Annotated in this window: 19 protein-coding genes; 11 read left to right on the forward strand and 8 right to left on the reverse strand. The window is 66.7% G+C overall.

The features are described 5' to 3' along the window. Nucleotides 1-1,509, reverse strand: coding sequence for a sensor histidine kinase (locus SD72_RS08785; RefSeq protein ID WP_042544082.1), 1,509 nt, complete (start codon nucleotides 1,507-1,509; stop codon nucleotides 1-3). A 257-nt stretch (nucleotides 1,510-1,766) separates the two neighbouring features. Between SD72_RS08785 and SD72_RS08790 the strand changes: the two genes are divergently transcribed. The 4 genes from SD72_RS08790 (at nucleotide 1,767) to SD72_RS08805 (ending at nucleotide 4,376) form a co-directional block, all read left to right on the forward strand. Continuing rightward, nucleotides 1,767-2,195 carry an Rv3235 family protein gene (locus SD72_RS08790; RefSeq protein WP_157000523.1) on the forward strand — a complete coding sequence of 143 codons (429 nt, stop codon included), beginning with the start codon at nucleotides 1,767-1,769 and terminating at the stop codon, nucleotides 2,193-2,195. Between the two features lie 165 nt (nucleotides 2,196-2,360). Further along, nucleotides 2,361-3,092, forward strand: a complete 732-nt coding sequence (locus tag SD72_RS08795) for a VIT1/CCC1 transporter family protein (RefSeq protein WP_042544083.1) — start codon at nucleotides 2,361-2,363, stop codon at nucleotides 3,090-3,092. A gap of 103 nt (nucleotides 3,093-3,195) precedes the next feature. Beyond that, nucleotides 3,196-3,534, forward strand: coding sequence for an MGMT family protein (locus SD72_RS08800; RefSeq protein WP_042544084.1), 339 nt, complete (start codon nucleotides 3,196-3,198; stop codon nucleotides 3,532-3,534). Between the two features lie 11 nt (nucleotides 3,535-3,545). Further along, nucleotides 3,546-4,376, forward strand: coding sequence for a LysR substrate-binding domain-containing protein (locus SD72_RS08805; RefSeq protein WP_232299704.1), 831 nt, complete (start codon nucleotides 3,546-3,548; stop codon nucleotides 4,374-4,376). A 21-nt stretch (nucleotides 4,377-4,397) separates the two neighbouring features. Here the strand turns inward: SD72_RS08805 and SD72_RS08810 are convergent, their stop codons facing one another. After that, a complete protein-coding gene (locus SD72_RS08810) occupies nucleotides 4,398-5,318 on the reverse strand; it encodes a DMT family transporter (protein WP_042544086.1) in 921 nt (306 codons plus the stop codon). 70 nt (nucleotides 5,319-5,388) lie between these two features. Between SD72_RS08810 and SD72_RS08815 the strand changes: the two genes are divergently transcribed. Beyond that, on the forward strand, nucleotides 5,389-6,003 hold the full coding sequence (locus SD72_RS08815; RefSeq protein WP_042544087.1) for a TetR/AcrR family transcriptional regulator: 615 nt from the start codon (nucleotides 5,389-5,391) through the stop codon (nucleotides 6,001-6,003). 37 nt (nucleotides 6,004-6,040) lie between these two features. Here the strand turns inward: SD72_RS08815 and SD72_RS08820 are convergent, their stop codons facing one another. Both SD72_RS08820 and tdh read right to left on the reverse strand, forming a co-directional pair. Continuing rightward, on the reverse strand, nucleotides 6,041-7,240 hold the full coding sequence (locus SD72_RS08820) for a glycine C-acetyltransferase (RefSeq protein WP_042544088.1): 1,200 nt from the start codon (nucleotides 7,238-7,240) through the stop codon (nucleotides 6,041-6,043). Beyond that, the gene (gene tdh, locus SD72_RS08825) at nucleotides 7,240-8,283 is read right to left on the reverse strand and encodes an L-threonine 3-dehydrogenase (protein ID WP_042544089.1); all 1,044 of its coding nucleotides are present in this window, start codon (nucleotides 8,281-8,283) and stop codon (nucleotides 7,240-7,242) included. Before tdh ends, SD72_RS08820 begins: the two co-directional genes overlap by 1 nt. A gap of 109 nt (nucleotides 8,284-8,392) precedes the next feature. On the opposite strand from tdh, the gene SD72_RS08830 reads away from it, so the two are divergent. Then, entirely contained in the window at nucleotides 8,393-9,322 is a 930-nt protein-coding gene (locus tag SD72_RS08830; RefSeq protein WP_042544090.1) for a LysR family transcriptional regulator, read from the forward strand. Between the two features lie 46 nt (nucleotides 9,323-9,368). Here SD72_RS08830 and ypfJ read toward each other — a convergent pair whose 3' ends face one another. Beyond that, nucleotides 9,369-10,259, reverse strand: a complete 891-nt coding sequence (ypfJ, locus tag SD72_RS08835; RefSeq protein ID WP_042544091.1) for a KPN_02809 family neutral zinc metallopeptidase — start codon at nucleotides 10,257-10,259, stop codon at nucleotides 9,369-9,371. A gap of 18 nt (nucleotides 10,260-10,277) precedes the next feature. Continuing rightward, entirely contained in the window at nucleotides 10,278-11,948 is a 1,671-nt protein-coding gene (locus tag SD72_RS08840) for a DUF885 domain-containing protein (RefSeq protein WP_042544092.1), read from the reverse strand. A 63-nt stretch (nucleotides 11,949-12,011) separates the two neighbouring features. Here SD72_RS08840 and SD72_RS08845 point away from each other — a divergent pair, with 63 nt between their 5' ends. After that, on the forward strand, nucleotides 12,012-12,605 hold the full coding sequence (locus SD72_RS08845; protein ID WP_042544093.1) for a helix-turn-helix domain-containing protein: 594 nt from the start codon (nucleotides 12,012-12,014) through the stop codon (nucleotides 12,603-12,605). 14 nt (nucleotides 12,606-12,619) lie between these two features. Here the strand turns inward: SD72_RS08845 and SD72_RS08850 are convergent, their stop codons facing one another. Then, nucleotides 12,620-13,342: a DUF1028 domain-containing protein gene (locus tag SD72_RS08850; protein WP_042544094.1), complete on the reverse strand. Its 723-nt coding sequence runs from the start codon at nucleotides 13,340-13,342 to the stop codon at nucleotides 12,620-12,622. Nucleotides 13,343-13,456: 114 nt separating this feature from the next. Here SD72_RS08850 and SD72_RS08855 point away from each other — a divergent pair, with 114 nt between their 5' ends. The 4 genes from SD72_RS08855 to SD72_RS08870 are packed head-to-tail and all read left to right on the forward strand — an operon-like array spanning nucleotide 13,457 to nucleotide 18,496. After that, a complete protein-coding gene (locus tag SD72_RS08855) occupies nucleotides 13,457-14,992 on the forward strand; it encodes an ABC transporter substrate-binding protein (protein ID WP_042544095.1) in 1,536 nt (511 codons plus the stop codon). After that, complete coding sequence (locus SD72_RS08860; protein WP_042544096.1) at nucleotides 14,989-15,972, forward strand: ABC transporter permease; 984 nt, start codon at nucleotides 14,989-14,991, stop codon at nucleotides 15,970-15,972. The genes SD72_RS08855 and SD72_RS08860 overlap by 4 nt, the downstream gene beginning before the upstream one ends. Then, on the forward strand, nucleotides 15,969-16,883 hold the full coding sequence (locus SD72_RS08865) for an ABC transporter permease (protein ID WP_042544097.1): 915 nt from the start codon (nucleotides 15,969-15,971) through the stop codon (nucleotides 16,881-16,883). Before SD72_RS08860 ends, SD72_RS08865 begins: the two co-directional genes overlap by 4 nt. Next, nucleotides 16,880-18,496 (forward strand): ABC transporter ATP-binding protein, encoded by a 1,617-nt coding sequence (locus SD72_RS08870; protein WP_042544098.1) that lies wholly within the window; start codon nucleotides 16,880-16,882, stop codon nucleotides 18,494-18,496. Before SD72_RS08865 ends, SD72_RS08870 begins: the two co-directional genes overlap by 4 nt. 123 nt (nucleotides 18,497-18,619) lie before the next feature. Here SD72_RS08870 and pip read toward each other — a convergent pair whose 3' ends face one another. After that, entirely contained in the window at nucleotides 18,620-19,588 is a 969-nt protein-coding gene (gene pip / locus SD72_RS08875) for a prolyl aminopeptidase (protein ID WP_198141921.1), read from the reverse strand. Nucleotides 19,589-19,829: the final 241 nt, after the last annotated feature.

Below are 19,829 nucleotides of genomic sequence, written 5' to 3' on the forward strand. Positions count from 1 at the left end.
CTAGCGCTCGACCTTCGGAATCGGCCTGGTCTGCGCTGCGAGCCAGTGAAGCGGAATATCGATCGACACCTTGGTGCCACCGGCGACGTCTGCACCCCAGTGAATCGATCCACCGAGTTCACCCTCGATGAGGGTGCGTACGATCTGCGTTCCCAACCCGTCGCCCACGGTGCCACCGGGGAGCCCAGTGCCCGTGTCGATGACCTCAACGGTGAGTCGTTCTGGGGTGCGATCCGCCTTGATGAAGACCTCACCCTCGCGGCCCGCGAGCCCGTGCTCTACCGCGTTCGTGACAATTTCGGTGAGCGCGAGCGCGAGCGGCGTCGCGTACTCAGACGGGAGCTCCCCGAAGGAGCCCTCCTTGCGGGGATGCACGGTGGTGCCGTGCAGGCTTGCGACCTCAGCGGCGAGACCGAGCACCCGTTCGAATACGACGTCGAAATCGACGATCTGGGCGAGCCCCGTTGAAAGCGTGTCGTGCACGACCGCGATCGCCGCAACGCGACGCATCGCCTGGCCGAGCACCTGCTTCGCTTCCTCGCTGCGGGCCCTGCGCGCCTGCACGCGCAGCAGCGAGGCCACCGTTTGCAGGTTGTTCTTCACGCGGTGGTGGATCTCGCGGATCGTCGCGTCCTTGGTGATGAGCTCCTGTGCCTGCTGCCGGAGCTCACTCACGTCGCGGGTGAGGATCACTCCCCCAACTCGCTCGCCGTCGCGGTACACGGGGATGGAACGCATCGCGACGGTGAGGCCACGAGCAAAAATCTCCGTGCGCTTCGCAACCTTGCCCTGGCTGATGATGGGCAGCGACTCGTTCGTGTCGAACTGGCCCTTCAATACTTCTGAGAGCACTTCCGAGAAATTCTGATCTTCGATCTCATCGCGGTAGCCGAGCATGGTGAAGGTCGTCTGGGTGTTCGGGCTCACGAACGTTGCGATGCCCTCGAGGTTCACCCGCACGAGACCGTCGGTCGCCCGCGGCGCGCCCTGCTGCCCGCCGACACCGCCGGGGTTCGGGAACGCGCCCGTCTGGATCATGCCGAGCAGGTCGCTCGCGACCTCACGGAACGCGGCAGCAATACGTGACGCATGCTGTGTGTCGTGTGCGCTCGTATGCACCGTCGCTACCGCAAACGGACCAAACACGTTGCCCTGGCTGTCGCGCCTGCTGATGGAATACGCGGTGAGCTTCATCGGGTTCTCTTCGTACCAAGCCGGCGAAGTTGAGGCGGCTGGTTTGCCCGTCTCGAGTGCCTGCTCAACGACCTCACGCCACTCGGGCCGGAGGAAGTCGCCGATCACGTCACGGTAGAACAGCGTGATGTACCCGGCAGGTCGGCTGTGCGCGACCGCGAGATAGTCACCGTTGTCAGACGGTACCCACAGCACGATGTCGCTGAGCGCGACATCGGCGAGCAGCGGAAGATCAAGCGCGAGCAGTTCAAGCCACTCGAGCTCCTCTTCCGTGAGGTCCGAGTACTTCGTTGCAAGATTTCGAAGGGTTGCCACGCACATAAGCCTAGGGCACAAGCCCACCGTTCAAGCGACGCCAGGCGGTCTGCAACCTGTAAGCACACCACCGCCGCGAATGCGACGCTTGACCTGGGATTATGAGGGCCACGTAACGTTGGGGCTCAACATCGGCCGCGAGTGGGGGTCGCGGACAGGCAGGTCCGACACAGAAAGTCCACACTATGGGTGCGCCGCTCTCCTCCCCAACGCCTCTCGCTCACCAGGGCCGACCCCAGCCGCCCCGGCTCCGCGCCGTGACAGCGGGGCCGGAGCCACCAGCAGAGGCGACCGGTGCGGGCGAGCGCGTCCCGAAGCTCACCGCAGCCAAGCCAGGCGCGCCGGACGTGCCACGTCTGGATGCGCGCGCGATTGGCGCCGTCGCTGTTTTCGCGTTCGAAGCGGTCGAGGGTACCCGTCAGATCGGGCAGCTCGGTAAGTGGATCAGCTCCGCGGTCGCCGAGGAGCTCGCGGAGGTCAGGCAACTCAATGTTGAGCGCCGCTCGCTCTACCGCGACCACAGGCGGATCGTGCCGGTCGTGCAGCGCGTTCGCGCAACCCACCCCTCACCGAGCGCTACGGAGGCCTCCGTCGTACTCACGACGCCGAGCCGTTCGCGCGCCGTCGCCCTCCGGTTCGAGGTACTTCGTGGACGCTGGCAGGCGACTTCGATTACCGTGCTGTAGCGAAGCGGTTTCCGCCCACCCAAGTTCGCCACACCGAACTCAAAAAACACGGGTATTCGAGTTCGCGAACGGGCTTCTCCCTCACGCAAAATCCCTGTTAGCGTTGCCCTTTGCGTTGGAATTGGCACATCGATTCGAACGCTCGAACCATTTGAGAGGGCACCGTTGAACACCCCGCCACAACCGCGCGACATTTCCCGCCCGCACGAGTACGACCACCGCCACGCCGACGTTTCGTCAGGCTGGCTTCGCGCCACAGTATTTGGCGCGATGGATGGCCTCGTATCCAATATCGGCCTCATTGCTGGCATCGCCGCAGCTGGCGCGTCAAACAGCATCGTAGCCATCACGGGCATTTCTGGGCTCATCGCAGGCGCAATCTCGATGGCGCTTGGCGAATACACCTCCGTGCGCACGGCGAACGAGCAGCTCGACGCCGAGGTGCGCACTGAGCGTGAGGCTCACTCACGCAATCCCGTTGGTGAGCAGGCCGAACTCTCCGCACTGTTCGCGCGTCTCGGCATGCACGAAGAGACCGCGGACGTCGCGGCTTCGCAGGTGCACGCCAACAGCGAGAGCGCGGTGCGCGTGCACCTCGCGCACGAGCTCGGCCTCAGTCTCGACGATCGTCCCTCGCCCTGGGTGGCAGCCTTCTCCTCGCTGCTGTCCTTCGGGGTCGGCGCGTTCATTCCCATCATCCCGTTCGTGTTTGGCTTCGGCAATCTCTGGGTCGGCCTTGCGTTTGGCGGTGTCGGGCTTCTCGTCGCTGGCGGGCTCGCCGCGCGGACCACGAAGCGCAACTGGTTCGCTGGCGCCGCAAGGCAGCTCCTCTTCGGCGGAATCGCGGTTGCGGCGACGTACACCATCGGAATGCTCCTCGGCGTCTCGAACATCTAACAGCCGCTCGCAGCAGCGCCTCGCAGTCGCCAACGGCCGCCCGCGAGGCGCTGCTGAACGAATTCGGGCGCTGCTGGCACCCGCGCGGGCGTAGGCTTAAGCTGTGCCAGATCCCGATTTCACCGAAGCCGTACTCGCGGTGGTCGCACGCATCCCGGCTGGGCGCGTCATGACCTACGGCGACGTCGGCATCGCGGTTGAATCGGAGGCGCCCCGCGCGGTTGGCCGCGTGATGGCACTGTTTGGGCACAGCGTCGCGTGGTGGCGCGTTGTCCCCGCAAGCGGCCTCCCGCCGCAGGGTCACGCACGACTCGCGTACCCGCACTACCGCGAAGAGGGAACACCCCTCAGGCACGTCGAATCTGCCGAGGAGTACCGCATCGCACTCTCCTCAGCCCGGCTGCCATACACCCACGAAATCTACGCAGACGTGATGCTGTGAACGAGGCTGACATGAACGACAATGCGCAGGGCACCCCCGAAATCACACTTGGCTTCACCCGCGGTGTAGCGCCGAGCAAGTGGGTACGCCGCTGGCAGGCGGTGTCTCCCGAGCAGCCGCTCACGATCATGCCCTTCCCCAAGCCGTACGGGCGCCCGGGGAACGCGGCCGAATTCGACATGCTGCTCGAACGCACTGCGCCGGGAGCGAGTCCCGTTGGCGCCGTGGCAGACGGCGAGCGCACGCACCACGCGCTCCGGCTGTACACAGAGGCAGTGGCGCTTGTGCTCCCCAAGGGGCACGACCTCGCCGGCGAGGAATCGATCTCCCTCGCCGTGATCGCCGAACGCTCCGACATTCGCCTCCTCGACCACCCGAATCACGCTCCGGAGTGGCCGGCGGCGGAGCCGTGGGACGACCCGTCCTGGATGCCAGCCGATCTGCGTGGCGCGCTCGAACTCGTCGCGACCGGGCTCGGCGGAATCCTCATGCCAGCCCCGCTCGCTCGCCACATCACTGACAAGCGCTCACATATCTCGATCCGCGTTTCCGACCCGATTCCCGGCGGGGAGATCTGGGCGAGCTGGCTGGTCGGGCGTGACGCTCCAGACGTGCAGCACCTCGCCGGGGTTATGCGCGGCCGCACCGCCCGCTCCTCACGCAGCAGCGAGCACAACGCTGAGAACGCTGCGGCCGCCGCCGCCCGCGCGCCAAAGCGGCAGCAGCAGCCTCAGAAGAAGCAGCCGAAGCTCAACCCCAACTCGCGCGGCGCGCAGCTCAAGGCTGCACAGGAGAAGCGGGAGCGCGAACGGGCAGAGCGCAGGCGCGCGAAGCGGCGCTAGTCGCCGAATCGGGGTTGCGCCTCACTCGGGTGCGGCAGGCCGACCTTGGCGGTTGGGCAGCGCAAACAGTGCGAGCGAGATTCCGATCAGCACAACGCCGACCACGCCCCCACCGGTGAGCCGTTCACCGACGATGAGCGCGGCGAAACCTGCCGCAATGACGGGCTCCGACAGTGTGAGCACCGTCGCGGTCGTCGCGTCGATGTGCCGAAGCGCGAAACCGAAGGCCAGGTAGCCGAGGAACATCGGAACCAGTGCCATGTACGCCCCAACGCCCAACGTGCGCCACGATGCGAGGAACGGGGCTCCCGTCGCGATGAGCACCGGGATGAGCGCGAGACCACCGCAGCCGAAGATCGCCCCCATCGCGACGCGCGAATCGACCCCTGGCCCGATGAGCCGGTGGGCGGCCCACGCGTAGCAGGCGTAACTCACGCCGGCGAGCAGGCCCAGCCACACTCCGAGCGCTGTCTGCCCCGTACCGCCAGCGGCCGCGTGGCCGCCAAATAGGCTGAGTACCGTCATCCCTCCCAGCCCGAGTCCCGCGGCGGCGAGCCATCGCCTCGTCGGCACGCGCCGGTCAGCTGCCCACTCGAACAGGGCGGCAAACACCGGTGCCGAGCCGAGCGATACCACCGTGCCGATCGTCACGCCAGCGGTGTGCATGCTGCTGTAGAACGCGAGGGGATAGGCGAACACGGCAAGCCCCCCACAGGCTACGAGCTTCCACTGCCGCACGAGCAGCGGCGCTGAACGCACGAGTCCTCTTCCTGCGACGACCGCTTGCAGGAGCCCGCCGAAGCCGAGCGCGACCGCACCGATCGCGATCGGGCTCACCTCGGGTGCGAATGTGGCAGCTGTCCCAGTGGTTCCCCACAGCACGGAGGAGACGAGCACGAGGGCGATCCCGATGCCGGGTCGAGCGAGCGGTGAGTTCTGCATCCCCTCACCCTAGTAGACAGATCGGTCTAGTTCGCTACACTGGGAGAAAATCCGAGCACGGGAGGACAGCATGAACACCACGCACCAGCGACGCGCACCGGCGCGAGAACGCCTCCTCCGCGCCGCGGCAGAAGAGTTTTACGCCGCCGGGGTCACCGCGACAGGTATCGACACGGTCATCGCCTCCGCGGGGGTCGCCAAGGGAAGCCTGTACAACAACTTCGATTCGAAAGACGCACTCGTCGCGAGCTACCTCACGGACCGCCACGAGGAGTGGCTTGGCCTCTATCGAGCACGCCTCGAGACTGCCGCCTCACCCGTTGAACGCGTGCTTGCCGTATTCGACGCCTACGCCGACCACGCGAACTCCGCATACCGCGACGGCTGGCGGGGCTGCGGCCTCCTCAACGCCGCCGCTGAGCTCCCGGTAGGCCACCCCGGTAGGGCGACCGTTCGCGCCCACAAAGACGAGGTGCAGGCGATCCTCACCGCCCACCTCGCCGACCTCACCGCCGAAGCCCCAACGATCGCCGAGCATCTCTCGCTGCTCCTCGAGGGATCGATGGCGAAGTCCGGGCTCGAGGGCAGCGACGCCTGGGTGCGCACGGCGCGCAGGCTCGCCGCTGGGATCCTCGCCCCGCTCGCGCCGCAGGCGGTGCCTGCGGTACCCGCGGCTGCCAGGTAGCGACGAGCCACCTGGCGCACCGCGAGCACCGACTGCGTTATTCGGTGTGACCTGCGAGCTCGGGCTCGGCCGCCGCCGCCGCAACAAACGCGTCGACGCAGGCACGAATTTGCTCCTCCGTATGCGCTGCCGACAGCTGCACGCGGATCCGCGCCTCACCGCGCGGCACAACAGGGAAACTGAACGCCGTGACGAACACCCCGCGCCGCTGCAGCTCAGCGGCGACCCGAGCGGTGCGCGCCGCATCGCCGAACATCACCGGCACGATCGGGTGCTCGCCAGGAAGCAGTTCAAAGCCCGCAGCGGCCATGAGTGAGCGGAAGAGCTCAGCATTCTCCCGCAGCCGCACCCGCTCTCCCCCGGCCTGTTCGACGAGGTCGAGCGCCGCGATGGAACCGGCAACAATCGCGGGAGCGAGGGTGTTCGAGAACAGGTACGGGCGTGCGCGCTGGCGCAGCAGCCCGACGATCTCACTGTGGCCAGACACGTAGCCGCCTGACGCCCCACCAAGCGCCTTACCGAGCGTGCCGGTGAGGATGTCGACCCGATCAGCGACCCCGCAGAGCTCCGGGGTGCCAGCGCCGGTCTCGCCCATGAAGCCGACCGCGTGCGAGTCGTCGACGAGCACGAGCGCGTCGTACTTGTCTGCGAGATCACAGATCGCCTCGAGCGGGGCAATGAAGCCGTCCATCGAGAACACGCCGTCGGTGACGATCACGCGGAAGCGCGCGTCTGCCGCCTCCTGCAACCGCGCCTCGAGCTCCGCCATGTCGCAGTTCGCGTAGCGGTAGCGGCGGGCCTTCGACAGGCGGATGCCGTCAATGAGGGAGGCGTGGTTCAGCGCGTCGGAGATGATCGCGTCTTCCGCGCCGAACAGCGTCTCGAAGACGCCGCCGTTCGCGTCGAAGCACGAGGCGAAGAGGATCGTCTCCTCCGTGCCAAGGAACTTCGACAGGCGAGACTCGAGCTCGAGATGCTGATCCTGCGTGCCACAAATGAAGCGCACGCTCGCAAGGCCGTAGCCCCACTCATCGAGCGCCGTGTGCGCGGCCTTCACGATGCTCGGGTGGTCGGCGAGGCCAAGGTAGTTGTTCGCGCAGAAGTTGAGCACCTGCGCATCGTTGACCGTGATCTCGGGTCCCTGCGGTCCGGCGATGCCGCGCTCGTGCTTGAAGAGCCCCGCCGCCTCAATGGCCTCGAGTTCGCCGTTGAGGTGTGCCTTGAATGCTCCGTACATTACAGTTCCGTCCAGTCGAGGATGATTTTTCCGGTGGTCGCGGACTTCGCCGCTTGAAATCCCTGCTCCCAGTCGCGCGCCGGGATCGTGTCGGCGATGACCGAGGTGATGCGTTCGCGCAGCTGCTCGCTCGTCTCAAGCATCGCAGCCATCGCGTTCCAGGTCTCAAACATCTCGCGACCGTAAATGCCCTTCAGCGTGATCATGTGGGTGACGACCTTTGCCCAGTCGACCGCGAATTCCTCGGTTGGGAGGCCGAGCATGGCGATCCGCCCGCCGTGGTTCATGTTCTCGAGCATGCCGGGGAGCGCGGCACTCGCGCCGCTCATCTCAAACCCAATGTCGAAGCCCTCGCGCATGCCAAGGGCCTGTTGAGCGTCACCGATGGCCTCGCGAGCTACATTCACCGCGGCGTGAGCACCCAGCCCACGCGCGATTTCAAGCCTGGCATCGCTGATGTCGGTCGCGACGACATAGCGGGCCCCGACGTGCCGCGCCACCGCGATCGACATCAGCCCGATCGGCCCGCAGCCGCTTACGAGCACGTCCTCGCCGACGAGCGGAAAAGCAAGCGCGGTGTGCACTGCGTTGCCGAGCGGATCGAAAATCGCACCGAGCTCCGGTGTGATCGTGTCTGAGTGCACCCAGACGTTGCTCGCAGGCAGCGAGAGAAACTCCGCAAATGCGCCGTCGCGGTGCAGCCCGAGGCCCTTTGTACGGATGCACATCTGGCGGCGGCCAGCGCGGCAGTTTCGGCAGGTTCCGCAGACGATATGGCCCTCACCAGAAACGCGGTCGCCGACGCGCACGTCGCGCACCTGCTCGCCGATCTCAACGACCTCGCCGTAGAACTCGTGGCCTGCGATGAGCGGGGCGTCGACGTTTGACGCGGCCCACGCATCCCAGTCGAGAATGTGGAGATCAGTGCCGCAGATGCCAGTGCGCATCACGCGGATGACAACCTCGTCGGGACCGCACTGCGGGTCTGGAACCTCGGAAAGGGTGAACCCTGGGCCGGGTTCGGGTTTGAAGAGTGCTCGCATATAGCTATTTCGTCACGAAAAATAGTTCAGAACAAGATCGTCTTTCTATAGATTTGTTTAAGCTGGAGCTAAACAGTTGCGCGACGCGCACGAACGAGAGGGGCGACGCGTGGAGATCCACCAGCTCGAAATTCTGCGCGAGCTCGGCACGCTCGGCAGCGTGACGGCCGTCGCAGACAGCTTGCGTGTCACTCCCTCCGCAGTCTCGCAACAACTCACCTCACTGCAGCGGGGGTTTCGCGCACCGCTCACCAGGCGCGACGGGCGCACCCTTGTGCTCACCGAAGCCGGACATGCGCTCGCCAGGGCTGGCGCGGAGGTCATCGAGGCCATGGCCGCCGCCGCCGGCGCCGTAGCGGCATTCGAGCAGGAGCCTTCCGGGGTCGTCAAGGTGAGCGGCTTCCACAGCGCCTCGCAAGCGATCTTCGGCGGCCTCCTGAGCGAGCTGCGCGGCGTCGCCGCTGCCCCTGACCTCCGCCTGTCTGACGAGGACGTTTCGCAGGACGAGTTCCCGCTGCTCACCGCGAGCTACGACCTTGTCATCGCACACCGACTCGAACACAGCCCGCCATGGCCCACCGCCGGCCTGCGGGTGATCAGGCTCGCGCAGGAGCCCCTCGATATCGCGCTCCCCACTGGTCATCCGCTCGCCGATCGCGACCGCCTCACCCCGGCAGATGTCGCGGGCGAAGCCTGGGTGACCAGCCGCAGCGGCTACTCCCCCGACGACCTGCTGGGCGCGATCGCCGCGGTCGCCGACCGGCCGGTCAACGTCGTGCACCGCATTAACGACTACGGGTCGGTCGCAGCGATCGTTGCGACGGGAGACGCGGTCGGGATGGTGCCGAGGTACACCGTCGGCTCGGCACTGCAGGGCCTCGTGCTCCGGCCACTCACGGGTGTGAACGCGACCCGCGCAATCGATCTGCTCACGCGCCCGGAGACGCTGCATCGACGGTCGGTGCAGGTGACGGTCGATGCGCTGCGCACCGCGATGGGCAGACTCGTGCGGGCCGGAGAGGCGAAGGTATCGCTCTAGGGTTCACGTAGGATCCTCACCGGTCGCTACGCCTCGTTCGTGAACGTTAGAGCTGATTTGCGGGCACCTCGAAGGTGCCGCACGACGTGGGTCCCTGCTCGTAACCCGTCATGAACCAGCGCTGGCGCTGCTCGGAGGTGCCGTGCGTGAACCGCTCGGGATCGACCCGAACCCCGGAGGATTCCATGATGTGATCGTCGCCGACGGCCGCGGCGGCGCTCAGTGCGTCGTTGATCTCCGAGCGCGTGACTGGCTTGAGGAACGGCACGCCGCTGTCGTCCGTGATCGTCTGCGCGGCCCCGACCCAGGCTCCAGCAAAGCAGTCCGCCTGCAGCTCAAGGCGCACGGATCCCGAGGTCGCGCCCGACTCGCGCCCGGCCTGGTTGAGCGAGCCCGTGATGTTCGAGATATGGTGCCCCCACTCGTGAGCGAGCACGTACATTTCGGCGAGCGGGCCGCCAGAGGCGCCGTAGTCGGAACGCAGCGTGTTGAAGAACGCGGTGTCGACGTAAATGCGCTCCTCTGGCGGGCAGTAGAACGGCCCGGTTGCTGCCGATGCGGTGCCGCACTGCGACTGCGTCTGGCCGCTGAACAGCGCGACCGGCTGTGGCCCGCGGTAGTTGCCGACCTGCGTGTTCCAGTACCGGTTCAGCGAGTCGCTCGTCGCGGTCATGCGGCACTCGACGTTCGCGTTCGCGTCTGCCCCGGTCTCGCAGTTCTCAACGGCGACGACCTGCTCGCTCGACGAGCTGCCGCCACCGGCAGAGCTCAGTGCCGGGGCGAGCCCGGTGAGATCCACACCGAGCAGCTGGGAGCCGAGAAACAGCACGATCATGAGCCCGATACCGCCGCCGCCAACGGCGAGCCCGGTGCGGCGACCGCCGCTGCGCTTCTGCACCTGACTCGTGTCGATGCGAACGTTCTCGTTGAAAGTCATAGTCGAAATAGTATCCCGTCAGCGGCGCATCGCCCATCGAAGCGTGTCGAGGCCCAGTGTGCCCATGCTCAGCGCAGCGCTGTGGAACGCCCGAAGGTCGAATCCGCTGCGGCGCTCGGCGTCCTCGCGCAGTTCAAGCCAGGCGCGTTCGCCCACCTTGTACGAGATCGCCTGCCCGGGCCAGCCAAGGTAGCGGAGCACTTCAAAACGCAGCGCTTCTTCGCGCATCGTCACGTTATCGATCATGAACGCCAGCGCACCCGCAGCGGTGAACCGCTCCCCGTTCGGCATGCGTTTGCCCAGGTGCACCCCGATGTCCACGACGACGCGCGCAGCACGCAGTCGCTGTGCGTCGAGCATGCCGAGCCGCGCGGCGGGATCCTCAAGGAACCCGAGCTCCTCCATGAGACGCTCGGCGTACAGCGCCCACCCCTCAAGGTGCCCCGAGGTCCCCGCCCGCGTGCGGCGCCATGCGTTGAGCGTTCCGCGCATCGCTACCGCGCCCCCGAGCTGGAGGTGATGGCCGGGAACACCCTCGTGATAGACCGTCGTGAGTTCGCGCCACTTGCGAAACTCGGTCACGCCAGCAGGCACGGTCCACCACATGCGACCGGGCCGCGCGAAGTCCTCACTCGGGGAGGTGTAGTAGATACCGCCCTCCCGCGTCGGAGCGATGCGGCACTCAAGCCTGCGCAGGGCATCGGGAATGGTGAACACGCGACCGGCGAGCGCCGTGATAGCTTCGTCGCTGCGCTCCTGCAGCCAGTGCTGCAGTGCTGTCTCACCGTGGATCAGCCTGTCCGGATCGGCGTCGAGGATTGCCACGGCTTCTGCAACACTGCCGCCAGGGCTGATTTCGCGCGCGGTGCGGCGCTGCTCAGCGTCAATCCTCGCGAGCTCGCTCACTCCCCACTCGTAGCACTCGTCAAGGTCGATCTCTGAGCCGAGGAACTCACGCGATGCGAGCGCGTAGTGCTCGCGCCCGACCGCGTCCTGGGTTGTTGCGATCGGCGCGAGTTCGTCGCGGAGGAAGCTCGCGAGTTCGGCATATGCTGCGCTGGCGAGCTGCGCGCCGCGCCCGAGGTCCCTTGCGAGCGGTTCACGCAGCTTGGCGGCGCCGGCAAGCGCGGGGAAATAGTCGGCAGCGAAACGCTCGGCCTGGCTCGCGACGGCGAGGAGTTGGCGCCGTGCCGGTGTTGTCCCGGTCGCCGCACCGAGCCGGAGGGTCTCCCGGTAGCCGGCGAGCGCCCGCGGCACCTCCGCCAGCCGGCTCGCGACCGCATGCCAGTCCGCTTCGGTCTCACGTGGCATGAGGTCGAAGGCTTGTCTGATGAGCTGCGCGGGGGTCTCGAGCACCGTGAGATCGCGCAGCTCTAAGCCGGCGGCGGCTCGGTCGAAGCGAAGCGTGAGTCGCTCGGTAAGCTCGCGCACGGTGACCTCGTCGACCGCGTCCTGCGGGGCGAGCTGCGTGAGCTCGCTCAGCACACCGCGTGCGGCTGCGTTGCCGGCCGCGATGCCCTCGGGCGAGTAGTCCCCAAAGGTGAGGGCTGAGCTTTCCCTCCCGAGTTTGGTGCCGAGGACAGGGTCGAGGCGCACCTCGGTGTCGAGCCACCGCTCGGCGAGCGCGTCGATAGCGGTGACTTGTCGATCATCGGCAGCGGCGCCTTGGACGGGCAGGGTGGGAAGCATCGTTGGTTACCTTTCTGCGCGCTTCGCCTGGGCAAGGCCGTGCGCGGTGATTAGTCTGAGGGGGTGAGTAAAGACAGAGACAGCGCCAACGATGACGTCGCGGCGCTCGGCAGCGAGTTGCGTGGCGAGCGCCAGCGTCAGGGGCTGAGCTTGAACGCTCTGAGCCAACGCTCGGGCGTGAGCTTCGGGCTCATCAGTCAGCTTGAGCGCGGTCTCGGAAACCCCTCTTTCCTCGCGCTGAAACGACTCGCCGAAGCGCTCGGGATCCCGCTTGCGCGCTTCGTTGAGGGCGGCGCTGATCGCGACGAGCTCGTGGTCCGCTCGCACGAACGAACGCTGCTTCCTGTTCTTGAGAGCGAGCCGGCGAGCCAGCTCGTGGTGCGGGAGCTCCTCACCCCCGGCAGGCGGTCTTCCCTGCAGGTGATTCGTAGCACCCTCCCGCCAGGCTTCACGAACGAGGGCAAGGCGTTCAAGCACCTGGGAACCGAGTGTGTCGTGGTGGAGTCTGGGACGCTCACGGTCGTGCACGGCGACCGCCGTGTTGAGCTGGCGCCCGGCGATGCAATGACGTATCCCTGCTCCGTGCCGCACTGGTGGGCGAACACGACTGAGCAGCCGTGCGTGGTGCTCGGGGCCGTGACGCCGTTCGAGCAGTAGCGGCCGGCGGCCAGTCACTCAGCGGCTGCTCGGCGCTCGGTGATGGCGAGCTCGAGCAGCCGGCCGAGCTCTGCGATCGGGGCGGTGTGGTCGTCTGCGCGAAGGTCGATGGCGAGCGGCGCCTCCCCGCTTTCCGGGCGCTCGCCAGCGCCAACGAGGAGGGCAGCTGACTGTCTGCCGCGGCTGTCACCGCCAGCGGCGTCGCCTGCGGCGAGCGCGGCAAGCACCCGGCTCGCAAACGCGGCGAGCGCGGCCTCGGCGGCTCTTTTCCCATCGGTGTCGCCTGCACCGGCGTCCGCGCTGTCGCCCTCGGTGCTGACCACACCGTCCGCTTCCGCGAGGAAGGCAGCGGACATCGCTGAGAGCACCTCGGGGCCCGGCAGCAGGTTGCCGGCGACGACGAATCCCTCACCGAGCTCGCTCCCTGCCCAGGCGCTACAGGTCGCGCCGGTGTGCGCTGCTGCCTCACCGTCGGAGCTGATCACCGCTGCCTGGCGCTTTTCCGCTTCCCCGTCCCATTCCGGGATGCGTTGCAGGGCGCTCGCTGGTGTCTCCCCGCCCTCGAGAGCGTCGAGCAGCCTGCCACGCAGCGCACGGTTCGTGTATGCCTGGCTCGCTGCTGCCCCCACACCGACCCGGATCGCCGGAACTCCTGCGCCGACCGCGAGTGAGCGACTCGCGGTCGCGGCCGCGAGTAGACCCCTCGTTGGGTCACTCGCCAGGATGGTAAATGTCATGTCTGTCACTTTCTCAGGTTGACGCGAGCGGATTTTCGCTGTTGACTATCGCAATAATGATGATTCCATCATAAAAATGATATTTCCGCCCACTCGAACAGAGGATCAGTGCCGATGAAGTCACGCACACTACTCCCGGGAGTCGCCCTGATCGGCGCGCTCACCCTCTCAGCATGCTCGACCGGTAGCGCGGTCGACCTCGACGGCGGCGACGGTGCGCAGTCGGGCGCCGTGCTCTCCGCAGCGATCGCCGGAGAGCCAGACCAGCTCGATCCCCACAAGACCACGGCGTACTTCTCGTTCGAGGTGCTCGAGAACGTCTTCGACACGCTCGTGCAGCCAGACGAGAACCTCGAGATGCAACCGGCACTCGCCGAGAGCTGGGAGCTGAGCGACGACCAGCTCACCTGGACATTCACGCTGCGCGAGGGCGTCACGTTCCACGACGGCAGCCCGTTCACCTCAGCCGACGTCGCATACTCGCTCAACCGCATCATCGACGAGGAGCTCGCGAACGCGTGGCGACTCAGCGCAATCACCGACATCTCCACGCCAGACGACACGACCGTTGTCATCACGGTTGGCCAGCCAAGCCCCAACCTGCTCTCGAACCTCGGCGGCTACAAGGGCATGGCCATCGTGGAGCGCGACAACGTGGAAAGCGGCGACATCACCACGAAGCCCGTTGGCACCGGCCCCTTCTCGCTCGCGAGCTACACGCAGGGCGACACCATCAAGCTCTCCGCAAACGCTGACTACTGGGACGGGGCGCCGAAGATCGGCGGCGTCACCTTCTCGTTCCTCTCCGAGGGCAACACCGCTGTTGCTGCGCTGAAGAGCGGGGAGATTCAGTGGACAGACTCGATCCCCACCCAGCAGCTCGCCCAGCTCCAGGACGACGCGTCCCTCGAGGTTGGCCTCGAGCCGAGCACCGACTACTGGTACCTCGCCCTGAACGAAAAGCGGAAGCCGTACGACGACAAGCGGGTTCGCCAGGCCATCGCCTACGCCATCGACCGCGACGCGATCGCACAGGTGACGAGCTACGGCACCGCAGCGGTGAACCAGCTCGCGATCCCAACGGAAAGCGCCTGGTACACCGAGTTCGACGAGTACAGCACAGACATCGCGCAGGCCAAGCAGCTGCTCGCTGACGCGGGAGTCGCTGACGGGTCGCTCACCCTCGACCTGCTCGCATCCTCCGACTACCCCGAGACCGTGACCGCCGCACAGGTAATCGCAGACAACCTCGCACCGCTCGGCATCAAGGTCTCGATCCGCCAGCCCGACTTCGCCACCTGGCTTGACGAGCAGAACAGCGGCAACTTCGACATGCTCATGATGGCGTGGCTCGGCAACATCGATCCAGACGATTTCTACTACGCGCAGCACCACTCAAGCGGCGCGAGCAACGCACAGGGGTTCAGCAACGCCCGCGTCGACGAGCTCCTTGACGCAGGCCGCACCGAGACCGATACCGCAGCCCGCAAGGCACTCTACGATGAAGCCGCAACGCTCATCGCCGAGGAGGCGAGCTACATCTACCTGTACAACCCCTCGGTCATCCAGGCGTGGCAGCCAACCGTTGAGGGCTACGCCGCCCGCAGCGACCGTGCGGTGCGATTCAAGGATGTGAGCATCACCGAATGACCACCACGCTCACCGCTAAGGTGACGGGCTCCCCGACACTGCGCTTCCTCGCGAAGCGCCTGCTGCACACCATCGTGGTGCTGCTCGGCGTGCTCGTGCTCGTCTTCACGCTTATCCACCTCGTGCCTGGCGACCCCGTACGGATCGCCCTCGGCACGCGATACACGCAAGAAGCGTACGATGCGCTCCGCACAGCCTCAGGGCTCGACCGACCGCTCGTTGAGCAGTTCTTCGGGTACGTCGGGCATGCGGTCACCGGCGACCTTGGCGTGAGCTTCAGGAACGGCCAGCCGGTCACCGAGATTCTGCTCGAACGGCTGCCTGCGACGCTCTCGCTCGCGGGTGTTGGGATGCTCATCGCGCTACTCATCTCCATCCCTGCCGGCACGTTCTCAGCGCTGAAGGAGGGCACCGTCGGTGACGGTATCGTGCGCGTCTTCAGCCAGTTCGGCGTCTCGGTGCCCGACTTCTGGATGGGCATGCTCCTCATCACTCTGTTCTCGACGATCCTCGGCTGGCTTCCGCCTTCGGGGTACGTCGCGTTCGCTGACGACCCTGGCGAGTGGCTCCGACGGGTGTTCACCCCCGCGCTCACCGTCGGGCTCGTCGCCGGCTCCATCATGACCCGCTACGTTCGCGGCGCCGTGCTCGAGGTTGCAGAGGCCGCCTACGTGCGCACCGCACGCTCGAAGGGCCTGCGCCCAGCGGTCGTCACGGGCGTACACATCGCCCGCAACGCGTTCATCCCGATTCTCACGATCACGGGAATCCAGTTGGCCACGATGCTCGGCGGCGTACTCGTCGTCGAGGTCGTCTTCGCTTGGCCAGGACTCGGGCGCCTCGTCTACGACTCAGTCGCATCACGCGACTATCCGGTCGTGCAGGGCGCGGTGCTCCTCATCGCCATCGCGTTCCTCGTCGTCAATCTTGTTGTCGACGCACTCTACGCACTCATCGACCCGAGGATCCGACTGTCATGACCGCACCGGACACCATCGCCATAGCGACCGCGCCCAAGGGCGCAGACGGTCGCCGCCCCTCCGCGCTGCGGCTCTTCCTCCGCAGCCCGGTGAGTCTCGTCGGCAGCATCGTGCTGCTGGTGATGATCGCCGCAGCGCTCATCGGCCCGGCTCTCGTCCCATACGGCGTCAACGAAACCGACATCGCAGGCGCCCTCCAGGGACCGAGCGCAGCGCACTGGTTCGGCACGGACGACCTCGGCCGAGACGTCTTCTCGCGCGTGGTGCTCGCCGCGCAGGTGTCACTGCGTGTCGCCGTCATCAGTGTCGCGATCGCACTGGTGGTCGGCGTCCTCCTCGGCATCGTCTCCGGCTACGCTGGCGGCTGGGCAGACGGGATCCTCATGCGGATCGTCGACGTAATGTTCGCCTTCCCGATGCTCATTCTCGCGCTCGCGATTGTCGCAGTGCTCGGGCCGGGCGCGAACACGGCCACCATCGCCATCGGCGTCGTATACGTGCCAATCTTCGCCAGGGTCGCACGCGCGAGCACCCTGAGCGTGCGCACCGAGCCCTTCGTCCGCGCATCGCAGACCATGGGCACGGGCACTGGCCGGATCCTGGTGAAGCACATTCTCCCGAACATTTCCGGCCCAATCATCGTGCAGACTTCCCTGTCGCTCGCGTTTGCCATCCTCTCGGAGGCGGCGCTGTCGTTCCTTGGGCTTGGCGTGCAACCGCCCCAGCCTTCATGGGGGCGCATGCTGTTCGAGGCGCAGTCGTTCCTCGGGACCGCATGGTGGCTCGCAGTGTTCCCCGGCCTTGCCATCTTCCTCACCGTGCTCTCATGCAACCTCGTCGGTGACGGCCTCCGCGACGTCCTCGACCCGAAGCAGCGCAGCGTTATCGAATCAAGGAGTGCTCGCCGATGAGGCAGACTGACACCCCCATCCTGTCCGTGCAGGACCTGCGCGTGCGTATCGGCGCAGCCGACCTCGTGCACGGCGTCTCCTTCGACGTCCACGACGGCGAGACCGTAGGTATCGTTGGCGAATCCGGCTCAGGTAAGTCACTGAGCGTGCTCAGTGCGACGCGGCTCCTCGACCTGCCGCATCAGCAGGTAACTGGCCGGTCGCTGCTCAGGGGAAAGGACCTGGTTACCGCGTCGAAGGCCGAGCTGCGGCGCGTACACGGGCCCGAGATCGGGTTTGTGTTCCAAGACCCGAGCACCTCGCTCAACCCGCTCCTCACCCTCGAGCGGCAGCTCACCGAGGGGCCGGAAGCGCACCTCAGACTCAGTCACCGTGCTGCTCGCAGCCGGGCGATCGGGCTGCTCGAAGCCGTCGGGCTCCCCGACCCCGAGCAGCGACTCCAGTCGTACCCGCACCAGCTATCGGGCGGCCAACGACAGCGGGTCATGATCGCGATTGCGCTCGCATGCGACCCGTCGCTCCTCATCGCGGACGAGCCGACGACCGCGCTGGACGTCACCACGCAGGCGCAGATCCTCGAACTCGTTCGCGAGATGCAACGCGAGCGCGGCATGGCGGTCGTGTGGATTAGCCACGACCTCGGCGTCATCGGCCAGGTCGCCAACGAGGTCACAGTGCTCTACCGCGGGGAAGCCGTTGAGCAGCGACCCATCCTCGAGCTGTTCGACCGGCCGGAGCACGAGTACACGCGGCGGCTGCTGTCGAGCCGGCCGTCGCTGTCGAGCGAAGGCCCGAAGCCTGCCCCGCCGAGCGCACAGCCCATTCTTGAGGTCGCAGACCTCAACGTGCGGTTCCCCGTGAAGTCGAAAACAGGAACCACGTGGGTGCACGCGGTCCGCGACGTGAGCTTCACCGTCGCGCGCGGCACGACGCTCGGGCTCGTCGGCGAGTCGGGTTCAGGCAAATCGACGATCGCGGGCGCACTCACCGGCCAGGTCGTGCCAGAGAGCGGCTCGGTCACACTCGACGGCGGTGACGTACTCGCGTCACGCGGCGCGGCGCAACGCAGCATGCGGCGGCGCATGTCGATGGTGTTCCAGGATCCCTTCTCCGCGTTGAACCCGCGGATGACGGTTGCCGAGTCGATCGCGGAGCCGCTGATCGTGCACCGGCTCAGGGACGGCGCGCAGGCGCGAACGGATCGCGTGAACGAGCTACTCGACCAGGTGCAGCTCCCCCGCACCTTTGCGGCGCGCTACCCACACGAGATGTCGGGCGGGCAGCGGCAGCGGGTGTGCATCGCACGCGCGCTCGCCTGCGAGCCGGAGCTGCTGATCCTCGACGAATCGACCGCGTCGCTCGACGTGTCCATCCAGGCCGAAGTGATGGCGCTACTCAAGCAGCTGCAGCTCGAGCTCGGCCTCGCCTACCTGTTCATCGCACACGACCTTGCCGTCGTGCACGAGATGAGTCACGAGGTCATGGTGATGCGCCGCGGTGAGATCGTCGAGGCTGGGCCGAGCGGCGACCTCTACGCGAACCCGAAACACGAGTACACACAGTCGCTCCTCGCCGCGATTCCCCCGAGCCGCCCCGTCGCGGCAACGCGCTGACGTTTCAACGCGCGCGAGCCGTGCAGCGCGCGGGCGATGAGCCTCCCTGGCCCATCGCCCGCGCACTGCGCGCTTGGCGCTGAGGACTGAGCGCTTGGCGCTGAGAGCTACTGCGCTACTGCGCTACTGCGCGAACCGGTCCGTCGCGCGCACGAGCGCGTCGACGATGCCGGGCTCGCTGGACGCGTGGCCCGCGTCGCCGATCATCTCGAGCGCGGCCTCGGGCCAGGCGCGGTGCAGATCCCACGCGGTGCGCGCCGGGGTACAGACGTCGTAGCGGCCCTGCACGATCACCCCTGGAGTGTCCGCGAGCTTGCCTGCGTCGGCGATGAGCTGCCCGTCCTCGAACCAGCCGCCGTGCGAGAAGAAGTGGTTCTCGATGCGGGCGAACGCGACGGCAGCCGCTGCGTCGGCGCGCGCCGCTGCGATCGCCGCTTGGTTCGGGTGGAGTCGCACCGTCGAGTTCTCCCACACGGTCCAGGCGATGCCCGCCGGCACGTGCACGTCGGGGTCAGGGTCGCTGAGCCTGTCGTTGTAGGCCGCGACGAGATCTCCCCGTTCTGCCTCAGGAATCACCGCGAGGTATTCCTCCCACGCGTCGGGGAAGATGTGCGAGGCGCCGTCCTGATAGAACCAGTCAATCTCGCTCTTGCGCAGGGTGAAGATCCCGCGCAGCACGAGCTCGGTGACTCGCTGCGTATGCGTCTGCGCATACGCGAGTGCGAGCGTCGAGCCCCACGATCCGCCGAACACCAGCCAGCGTTCGATGCCTAGGTGTTCGCGCAGTCGTTCGATGTCGGCGACGAGGTGCCACGTGGTGTTGGTCGACAGGTCGGCGTCCGGGTCGCTCGCGTGCGGCGTCGAGCGCCCGCAGCCGCGCTGCTCGAAGAGCACGATCCGGTACTGCGCTGGGTCGAAGTAGCGTCGGTAGTCGTCCGCGAGGCCGCCTCCGGGGCCGCCGTGCAGGAAGACGGCGGGCTTCCCGTCTGGGTTCCCGCACACCTCCCAGTAGATCTCGTGGCCATCACCCACGGCGAGCATGCCGCGGTCGTAAGGTTCGATCGGCGGGTACAGGGTGCGCAGTTCGGTCATGATTCCAGCATATGAGGCGCTGCCGCGACAGCGGTCACCGGACCTTCCGAAGCTTGAAGTAGGTATCTCAAAGGTAACGAACGGGCTGAGCGTCGGAAAAACCTAGATATCTGCTGTGTCGCTGTGTATCGTGTTCGACAAGTCCGCATTGGACTAGCCGTGTGGGGGACGCCGGCAAGGGTGGCTTTCCTCCTGGTGACTCCCCGTACGCCTCCGAGCATCATTTGCCGGGTCTGAGACA

Origin of the sequence: Leucobacter komagatae, assembly GCF_000834055.1 — a bacterium.
In the GTDB taxonomy this organism is placed as follows: Bacteria; Actinomycetota; Actinomycetes; order Actinomycetales; family Microbacteriaceae; genus Leucobacter; species Leucobacter komagatae_A.